A 10,001-nucleotide genomic window follows, 5' to 3' on the forward strand; every position below is an offset into this window, starting at 1 on the left:
TCGTGACGCGTTCTTCAATGCTGAGTTCGTGATAGGACATAGGGCCGACACCTTACCGAAAGGTTCAGGTGTTGCACTCAGTTTCCGCGGCCGCCATGCAATACCTATAAGAACGCCATGGCGAAAACTAGACTAATAACTGCCAATTATAAAGAAGCAATAAATGCTTAATAAAACCAAACTATCCCTTGCAGTATTTTCGGCGATTGTCAGTGCAGCTCCGCTCATGGCGGCCGCAGAAGAGCAAGCCGAAGGTTTTGTAGAAGGTAGCAGTTTCAATATTCTCAACCGTAACTTCTACATGAATCGTGACTTTCGTAAAGGTCAGTCGAGCAACACTGACAATGGTTATACTGAAGCTTGGGCACACGGGATCATTGGCCAGTTCGAGTCGGGCTTTACCCAAGGCACCGTAGGCTTTGGTATTGATGCCTTCGCCATGCTCGGCCTTAAACTGGATACCGGGGATGGTCGATATGGCCCAGGTGGTACTGTTAATCTGCTGCCGGTAAATAGTGATGGTGAAGCCGAAGATAACTACTCCAAAGTGGGTGGTGCAGTAAAAGCCCGGCTATTCGACACCGTTGTCAAAGTGGGTGATGTGTTCCCCATGACGCCGGTGGTTCACTACGGTGACTCCCGCCTGCTACCGGAAAGCTTTCGCGGCGTTACGGTTGAGAACACAAGCTTTGATGGTTTGACCCTTCAGGGTGGCCGCCTGCATGCCATGAGCCAGCCGCAGGTCAGCACCATGCGTGATGAGTTCGCAACCTTCTATGCGGGCTCTGTCGCGTCTCCATGGGTTGCCTATTTCGGCGGTGACTATTCGCTAAATGACAACCTGAGCTTTAGTCTCTATAGCAGCCAACTCAAGGATGCTTGGAAGCAGCACTATGCCGGTACGTCCTTCACCTACCCGCTGACCGACAGTGTTTCCTTGTTCGGTGGCTTGAACTACTACAAAGCTGTTGATGACGGCCAGCAGCTGTTGGGTGAGTTCGATAACGACATTTACAGCGGCAAAGTGGGTGTGCAGTTCGGTGCACACAGCGTTGCCCTGTCGCACCAGCGCAACAACGGCGACGATGATTTCGACTACCTGCGCCAGTCTGATTCCATCTTCCTCGACAACTCTATTCAGTACAGCGACTTCAACTCGCCGAAAGAGAAGTCCTGGATGCTGCGCTACGACCTAGATATGGCCAGCTATGGCGTTCCTGGACTGACCTTCATGACGCGCTATGCGCTGGGTACAGATGCGGACTATTCCGACGCCAACAGTGTGTATATGCGTCGTGATGCCGATGGCAACCCGCTGACTGACCAGAAGCGCTGGGAACGCAACATCGAAGCCAAGTACGTCGTCCAAACGGGCTCACTGAAAGAGATGTCCTTCCGTGTTCGCCAGATGACTACCCGCGCAACGGATTACGAGTCGGATCTGGACGAGGTTCGTCTGATCGTCGAGTACCCACTGAGCGTGCTCTAAAAATGGATGGGCGGGCGGGCTCTAAAAGCACTGCCCGCTCATGCATAACAAGATAGGCAGTTATTAGATTTCAAGAATGTAATGTTGGGCTCACGCTGCTGTTAGCTTCACCTCCGTAAAATTCACTCGAACTTGCAGAACTTGTCCATGAACCTCGACAAGCTAATAATTGAATTTTACGAGGCCTGCCTTATGAAGATGTTGAAAGCCCTAGTTATTGGATCAGTACTTCTTGTCGGTTCCACACAGACTTATGCAGAAGATGGCTATGATCGCTCAATGAAAGCTCAGGCAAAATTTCGAGCAGATCAAAAACGAATTCACGGAACTGAGCCTGCTGCCAAGCCGGCGGACGAACTAAAGGTTAAGTCCAGCAACCAAGATCGGGCCAATACCGAACTTAAAAAAGAAACCAACGCTGACTAACCGCTCACTTCCGAACGATGTTCACCTCTAGAAGCTCCCGAGCTCCTTTGGAAAGAGGTGTACCCTAAGCGCCCTTCGGGGCGCTTTTTTATTTGGCGTATTTTATATTCCATAGCCGCACAGCGAATATCAAACGTCATATCGGCAGATTAACTAAACAGCTCTTCCGGTGGATGTAATCCACATCAGAAAAAGAGCATCGCCATCAGCGTGTAGCGAGCAGAGCAAAATGATATGGGCTAAAGGCCTGTACATCGACCTGCCTGATATCAGTGAAACCAACAGCGTACAACCATGCCTGACATTGTTCTGGGCGCGGGCGGATATCGAGAGAGGGCCCGCGCGGCGTCGGGACATCACTGCGCCAGTGCATGACGGCAACAGTCCCTCCGCAGTGAAGTGTCCGATGCGCCTCTCGCAATAACGCCAATGGCTGCTCCAGGTGCAGTAGGTTGAAAATCATGGCATGGGACTGAGTAGCGCTAACCAGGCCCGTGCCTTGACTGACAAAGTCCCGTATCTCTGCTCGTACATTGTGCAGCGCCTGCGCCTCGGCTTTTTGCCTTACACGCGCCACCATCAGCGGCTCAATATCCAGCGCAGTGACCACACCGCGCGTACAACGCGCAGCGGGCAATGTGAATGTTCCATAGCCGCAACCAAACTCGACCAGATCACCTGCGACACCAGCAGCATCGAACAGAGTTTCGACAACGCCATCGGCGTCGAAGAAACTCTGCCAATAGTCCTCTTCTGGCATGCCGCTTTCACGTCCTTTCATGTAGATCCTACAGGTGGTAGCGCGTACTAGTGTGGCCAGCCAATCTAACCATCAGAGAGCCAGGCAACAAGCAGTACCTGCACTGGACGCAACCTAGTGACCCCACTCCCTACAAGCAGAAAGCCCCGCTTTCAGCGGGGCTTTCTGCTTGTACACGAACAGCGTTGCGAACTTAACGCATGCGATGGGCCAAGCGGTAGAGCAATGGCAGAACCAGCAGTGTCAGCGCGGTTGAAGACAGGATTCCGCCAATCACCACCGTCGCCAGAGGCCGCTGAACCTCAGCACCCGTACCGATGGCAGTGGCCATTGGAATAAAGCCCAGAGACGCCACCAAAGCTGTCATCAGCACCGGCCGCAAACGAGTCAACGCGCCTTCGCGAATGGCCTCGTCCAGCCCCATGCCGTTCTCACGCAAACTGCGAATAAAGGAAATCATCACCAGGCCGTTGAGTACCGCGACACCCGACAACGCAATGAAACCCACCCCCGCAGAGATCGAGAGCGGAATATCACGCAGCCACAAGGCCATGATCCCGCCGGTCAGCGCGAAGGGCACGCCGGTGAATACCAGCAGACTATCTTTGACATTGCCGAACATCATGAAGAGCAGTGTGAACACCAGCAGCAAAGAGACCGGTACAACAATCTGCAGGCGCTTGGACGCCGACTGAAGCTGCTCGAAGGTGCCGCCCCAGGTCGTCCAGTAACCTGTCGGAATGCTTACCGCTTGGGCGATTTTGCTCTCGGCCTCGGCGACAAAAGAACCGATATCGCGACCGCGAACGTTGGCAGTGACCACCACGCGACGCTTGCCATTTTCACGGCTGATCTGGTTTGGGCCAGGGGCAGAAACCACACTCGCCACATCAGCCAAACGCACAAATCCAGGGCCATTCAAGCCATCACCATTGGCCAAGCGAATAGGCAGTTGCTGAATCTTGTCGACGTCATTGCGCCACTCGTCCGCCAGGCGAACCTGGATATCGAAACGTCGGTCCCCTTCAAACAACGCTCCGGCCTCACGTCCACCGATGGCGGTGGAAATAGCGTCCTGAATCTCCGAGACATTCAAACCGAATCGTGCGGCTTTCTCACGGTCGATTTGCACGCTGAGCATCGGTAGCCCTGTGGTCTGTTCGACCTTCACATCGGCTGAACCCGGAATGCCCTCCAGCACCTCAGCAATTTGCTCGGCGGTCTCGTTCATCACATCCATGTCGTCGCCAAACACTTTTACCGCGACGTCACTGCGTACGCCGGAGATCAGCTCGTTGAAGCGCATCTGAATGGGCTGGGTAAACTCATAGTTGTTGCCGGGGATCTGCTCGACCGCTTTTTGCAACGCCGCAACCAGATCGACTTTACTGCGGTCCGGGTCAGGCCATTGGTAACGCGGTTTGAGCATTACAAAAATGTCCGCCACATTCGGCGGCATTGGGTCAGTCGCGACTTCAGCGGTTCCCAACTTAGCGAATACCGTATCAACCTCGGCAAAAGATTTGATCTGTTGTTCGAGTTGCACCTGCATGTCAATTGCCTGCGAGAGGCTGGTACCTGGGATACGCATGGCATGCAGAGCGATATCGCCTTCATCCAGACTTGGCATGAACTCGCTACCCATCCGCGAAGCAGCCAAGCCTGACAACATCATCATGACTACCGCAATAGTCAACACCAGCGGTTTGCTGACCATGACCCAATCCAATAATGGCGCGTAACCTCGCTTTAGCCAGACCATCAACCGGTTTTCTTTTTCGCTGACGCTGCCATTGAGAAACAATGCAACCGCCGCCGGAACAAACGTCACCGAAAGGATCATGGCACCTAGCAAGGCCGTCACTACGGTGAACGCCATCGGGTGGAACATCTTGCCTTCCACGCCGGTCAGCGCAAATATCGGCAGGTACACCACCATAATGATCAGTTGCCCGTACAACAGGGGGCGGCGCGCCTCCTTCGAGGCCGCGAACACCTCATGGAAGCGCTCGTTACGGGTCAGCGTTCGGCCTGCGGCGGCTTGGGCGTGGGCCAGACGGCGCACGCAGTTCTCAACGATCACCACGGCGCCATCAATGATAATGCCGAAGTCGAGCGCACCGAGGCTCATCAGATTCGCGCTTACCTTGTTGCTAGCCATCCCTGTGAAGGTGAAAAGCATCGACAACGGGATCACCATTGCAGTGATGAGCGCTGCACGGATGTTGCCCAGGAACAGGAACAGGATCGCGATAACCAGCAGAGCGCCTTCGATCAGATTCTTCTTCACCGTATTGATGGCCTTATCGACCAATACAGTGCGGTCATAGACCGTCTTCGCTATGACTCCTTTCGGCAGGTTGCGATTGATCTCCTTTATGCGCTGGTCGACAGCCTGCGATACATAGCGGCTGTTCTCACCAATCAACATAAAGGCAGTGCCGAGCACCACCTCCTGGCCGTTCTCAGTAGCGGCACCGGTGCGCAGCTCCTTACCCAGGCCAACCTCGGCCACATCACCGATGCGCACAGGAACACCATCGGTGTTCTTGATGATGATGTTGGCGATGTCAGCGATATTGCCGACTTGTCCCGGAGCGCGGATCAGGTACTGCTCGCCGCTGCGTTCGATGTAGCCCGCACCAACGTTGGCATTATTGCTCTCCAACGCAACCACAATGTCCTGCAGGCTGAGGCCATGTGCGACCAGGCGCTCCGGCTTGGGTGAAACCTGGAACTCCTTGGCATAACCGCCAATGGTGTTGATCTCGGTAACACCTTTGACGGTTCGCAGTTGCGGCTTGACGATCCAGTCCTGAATCTCACGCAGATCCATCAGTGTATAGGTGCTGCCATCCGGCTTCTTCGCACCGTCTTGCGCCTCGATGGTCCACATGTAGATCTCGCCCAGACCAGAAGCGATTGGCCCCATGCTCGGCGACAGATCACTGGGTAGATTTCCACGCGCTTCCTGTATCCGCTCATTCACCAACTGACGAGCGAAGTAGATGTCTGTGCCGTCTTCGAAAATGACGGTGACCTGCGACAACCCGTAACGTGAGATTGAACGCGTTTCCTGTAAGTTGGGCAGCCCAGCCATTACCGATTCAATCGGAAAGGTCACGCGTTGCTCGGTTTCCAGTGGCGAGTAGCCCTTTGCCTCGGTATTGATCTGCACCTGCACGTTGGTGATGTCGGGAACCGCATCAATCGGCAACTTCTGGTAGCTGTAAACACCCAACGCTGCCATGCCGAGCACAGCCAGCAAGACTAGCCAGCGCTGGTCGATGGCGAAGCGAATTAATCGTTCGTACATGTCAATTTCCCCTAAAGCGCAGCATCACCGCGCTCTCCAGTACGGATGCGCAATGCGTCGGTCAAAGGGGCCACGGCGACGATTCCATCACCGGGTACACCTGTGTGGGCGGCCTTCTCGATGGCATGGACGATCTCATCGGCAACTTCTTCTGAACAGAACGCCAGCAGCACGAGATGCTGATGGGCGTCGGGGTTCCACTCGTCGGCGATGTAGCTGTGATCCTTGCCGTGGCCACGTGGATGACCATGGGCGGGCAGGATGGTAAATCCAGGCAGGTGTGGCAGTGCATGCAAAGCTTGCTCGACGGCCTCAAGCCGGATCGGGCGAAAAATAGCTGTAACTTGTTTCATAGCTCGACTCCGAATTAGTGGTCATGGCTCGCGCCGGCTTTGCCAAGCTCAGCTTTGATCAGGAAGCTGTTCTTCAGCGCGTATCGATCGCCCGCCTTCAGACCCGAGATAACCTCGACGAAGCGGCCGTCGGATTTGCCCAGCTCAAGAGGCCGAGCTTCTAGCTGGTTATCGAAGCGGCCGAACACTACCTGCCAATCGCGAACGGTCTGGATCGCTTCGACCGCTACTGCAACGGGAACGTTGTTCTCCTCGGCAATCACCTCGACCGTCACTGGCAAACCAGGCCGCCATAGCCGATCTGGGTTAGCTAGCACGATGCGAGCAGTCGCTGAGCGGGTTTGCGCCCCAACCAGAGCGCTGACATAGGAAATGGAGCCCTTAGCCGTGGCGGCGAATGCGCTGGAGCTCACGACAACGTTTTGCCCTTCGGCGATTACGCCCAAGTCTTTCGCCGCGACGGTTGAGTCCACCCATACGGTCGACAAATCCGAGACGGTAAAGACTGCGGAATCCTCTTTGAGTACTTCACCAACAGAGATGCTTTTGCTGGTTATCACGCCATCGATAGGGGCACGAATCTCGAATTCGGTGAGATTCTGGCCTTTGGCCGGTGCACCGCCCAGCGAAGCGATTTGTTGCTGGACGCGCTGCACTGCGATAGCAGCTTCCTGCATGGCAACTTGCGCCTGCAGGAAGTCCTGCTCGGCGGAAATCTTCTCTTCCCACAATTGCTTTTCACGTGCATAGGTCGTGCGGGCAAGCGCAGAGCGTTGCTGGGCGGCCAGTAGCTCGCCACGCAGTTCGGCCAGCGCCTGGCTGGAGATTTTGGCCAATACCTGACCCTTGCTGACCGTATCGCCAGCACTAACCGCCACCGAGTCGACGCGCCCGGCAAGTTGCGGGGTCACCTGAACCGTGCGGTCACCGTTGTAACGAACCTCGCCGAGCACTTGCAGCGTGGAGGCGATTTTCGCGGGACCAGCAGTGGCGAGCGTGACGCCACCCTGCTCAAGCTGCGCATCCGTCATGGTCACGCGGCCCTCAACCTGCTCGTAACCGAACGAATAGCTCTTGCCACTGTGCGTGGCGCTGATGGAAACCTGGAATGAATGCGGCTCTACAACCGCGGCATCGCCACGTAGGTAGTTATTCTCTTTGCTGAAATTGATGATTTGCGCAGGTTGGCCAAGACGCAACAAGGTCACTTGCACCGTGCTTTCAGCAGGATTTAGAAGCTTGCCGTCCAGGTAGGTATAGAGCCTGAACTGAGGCTCTACGCCCTCCTCAAAAATCGTCACTTCAAGCGCATAATCACCCTCGGTGAAAAGCTTGCCGCCATGCTCGCCCTTGGTGGGTTCTACAGTTTCATGGTGCTCTTTATCTGCATGCTCATCGGCCTCTTCATGCTCGTCGGCCGAAGCCTCCCCGTGGTGCTCGGGATCTGCGTGAGCCGATACATCCTCATGACTCTCATCATGGCCATGGCCTTCCTCCCCGGACTTACCAGGGCTACCACTTAGAATCAGACCCGCCACGGCTAAACCGATGACGACAACAGCCACAATCATCAGCCACTGCTTTCTGGGAGTTGTTGATGCCATTGGTAACTCCAAATTATCAAAAGTATTGAATTTGACTCATGCCCAGGCGGCGACTAAACGCGCTCAATAAACATGCAGCCGCCAGGAAAGCAGGCGAGGCTTCATGTCGCATGACGCGACCGTCTAAGGCGTTATGTAGGTGCGCAGAGATGCTTATTTTTTGAATTCGATGTTGAGTTGGGAGCCGTAAATCTTCTCCAAGCTCACCCAGGCCGAGATAGCTTCATCCAGGGTATTCAGGTACTGGGAGCGCATGCTTACGAGGGTGCGCTGAGCATCGAGTACATCGATAAAGGCAAACTTGCCCATCTCGAATCCACGTACTGCGCCCTCTACTGCTTGCTGCGCGGTCGGCAGCAGTGTGCCGCTGATCGAGTCGACTTCACTTCTAGCGCTTTCCCACTGCTCAAATGCCTGCTGGGCTTCCGCGCGCAGGCGGAGTTCTGCGGCATTGCGCAAATCGCGCGCCTGGTCAGCTCCTTGAGCAGCGGCCAGCACATTGCCTTGGTTGCGGTTGAACAATGGAATAGGCATCGACAAGCCGAGCAAATTGACGCGTTCGCCAAGCCCTTCGTCGTACTGGCTGCCAACGCTGACGGTGAGGTCTGGAATGCGCTGCGACTTTTCGAGTTCCAAGGAAGACTCGGCACGCTGGATTTGCATGCTGGCCAGCCGCAGGTCCGCTGTATCTGTTATGCGTGCAAGCATCTCAGCCTGCGATGGCAGATACGGCAGGCGCTCAAGATCACCCTCGACATGTTCGAAGTTCGGCGTCTTGGCACCCGTTATGAGCGCCAGTTGCTTGTAGGCATTGCTTCGATTGAGGCGTGCGCGATTCAGCTCCAGTTGAATTTCCGAAAGCTGCACCTGAGCACGCGAAATTTCGATTGGCGAAGCCTTGCCGGCCTTTACGCGCGCTTCGACCACCTGAAGTCCGCGAAGGGCAAGGTCTAACGACTGAGTGGAAAGCTGCAGTCCTTCCTGGGCACGCAGTGCCGAGTAAAAGGCCTGGATAACCTCAGCGCGCAAGGTGTTTTTCTTACGCTCTAGGTCAATCGCCACAGCGTCCTGATCACGTTCAGAAACATCGATGCGCGCGCCACGCTTGCCGCCCAACTCAATTGGCTGAGATACCTGAATGCTGGTAACGCGCGACTCACTACGCGTGTCCTCAACGCTCCAGGACAGCTCAGGATTTGGGATCAGCCCAGCCTGGGTACGAGCGCCTTTGGCAATGCCAGTATTCCATTGTGCTGCAGCGAACTCCTGGTTCTCGGTGAGCGCTTGCGCCAGCGCCTCCTCAATCGTTATTGATTGCCCGACTGATTCAGTAGCAATTGTTGTCACTGGAGCAATCAACAATGCGGCCAGTAGGCCTGAAAATACACAGAGCTTACCTATGCCTACACCATAACCGGCGACTGTTTCTACATACACTTAAAAGCCCTCCGCAGAACTAACTCTGCTGGAATAAATGAAGGCCTTGCTATTTATTTAGCCTGAGAAATCTAGCAGGTTATTACTTAGGAAAATAAGTAGAAAGCCAATTCCCGGCAGAATGTAGTGCTCTATGCCTATCAGCAAGGTGACTGGAAAATTACAAATACGTTATCCAGCACTTTTTCAGGTGTGGCTGTATTAATATTGGCAGCGTTCAAGAGAGCAGGCGATTTAGCGTCCAGCAACAAATAGAAACAAACACAGATAAATAAGGGTTGCCCCGTTCCTAGCGCCACGGGGCAGCCCTGCCAGTCCAAAGTTGGGTGTTTTGGATGAGTTCGAGACGTGCGACACGTTGTCGCTAACCCCATGAGCCTTGTCAAAACGGGCATTACGGCTTGACCCTAAAGCCGCTACAGGCTTTAGCCTTGGTGAAAGCTGAAACGCCTCAGGTCATGTCAGTGATCACCGATTAAAGAATTAAAACCACTCTGCAGCCACAACAAAAGAAAATCTAGGGAAACTCTGAAAAAGACTTCCTGATTTTGGCAAAATACCCGGATTCCACCCGCTGAGTTTTCCGATGAAGCAGATGACCTTCGCCGACGCCGAG

The 10,001-nt window shown here is 54.7% G+C and carries 7 protein-coding genes; 2 read left to right on the forward strand and 5 right to left on the reverse strand.

Translation table 11 applies throughout. The annotated features are described in order from the left end of the window. The first annotated feature begins 163 nt into the window (after nt 1-163). Together AUK77_RS01245 and AUK77_RS01250 are read left to right on the forward strand one after the other, a co-directional pair. The gene (locus tag AUK77_RS01245) at nt 164-1,489 is read left to right on the forward strand and encodes an OprD family porin (RefSeq protein ID WP_026088463.1); all 1,326 of its coding nucleotides are present in this window, start codon (nt 164-166) and stop codon (nt 1,487-1,489) included. Nucleotides 1,490-1,636: 147 nt separating this feature from the next. Continuing rightward, the gene (locus AUK77_RS01250; protein ID WP_236699065.1) at nt 1,637-1,915 is read left to right on the forward strand and encodes a hypothetical protein; all 279 of its coding nucleotides are present in this window, start codon (nt 1,637-1,639) and stop codon (nt 1,913-1,915) included. Between the two features lie 205 nt (nt 1,916-2,120). Here the strand turns inward: AUK77_RS01250 and AUK77_RS01255 are convergent, their stop codons facing one another. From AUK77_RS01255 to AUK77_RS01275, 5 genes are all read right to left on the reverse strand, one after another. Then, nucleotides 2,121-2,675, reverse strand: a complete 555-nt coding sequence (locus tag AUK77_RS01255; protein WP_017675708.1) for a class I SAM-dependent methyltransferase — start codon at nt 2,673-2,675, stop codon at nt 2,121-2,123. 193 nt (nt 2,676-2,868) lie between these two features. Further along, nucleotides 2,869-5,991 (reverse strand): CusA/CzcA family heavy metal efflux RND transporter, encoded by a 3,123-nt coding sequence (locus AUK77_RS01260; protein WP_296125370.1) that lies wholly within the window; start codon nt 5,989-5,991, stop codon nt 2,869-2,871. An 11-nt stretch (nt 5,992-6,002) separates the two neighbouring features. Then, nucleotides 6,003-6,344, reverse strand: a complete 342-nt coding sequence (locus tag AUK77_RS01265) for a P-II family nitrogen regulator (RefSeq protein WP_045733421.1) — start codon at nt 6,342-6,344, stop codon at nt 6,003-6,005. 14 nt (nt 6,345-6,358) lie between these two features. Beyond that, nucleotides 6,359-7,915 carry an efflux RND transporter periplasmic adaptor subunit gene (locus tag AUK77_RS01270; protein WP_082107471.1) on the reverse strand — a complete coding sequence of 519 codons (1,557 nt, stop codon included), beginning with the start codon at nt 7,913-7,915 and terminating at the stop codon, nt 6,359-6,361. Between the two features lie 186 nt (nt 7,916-8,101). Beyond that, entirely contained in the window at nt 8,102-9,295 is a 1,194-nt protein-coding gene (locus tag AUK77_RS01275; RefSeq protein WP_296125372.1) for a TolC family protein, read from the reverse strand. Between the last annotated feature and the right edge of the window lie 706 nt (nt 9,296-10,001).

This window comes from Pseudomonas sp. Ga0074129 (genome assembly GCA_001465025.1).
Taxonomy (GTDB): Bacteria; Pseudomonadota; Gammaproteobacteria; order Pseudomonadales; family Pseudomonadaceae; genus Aquipseudomonas.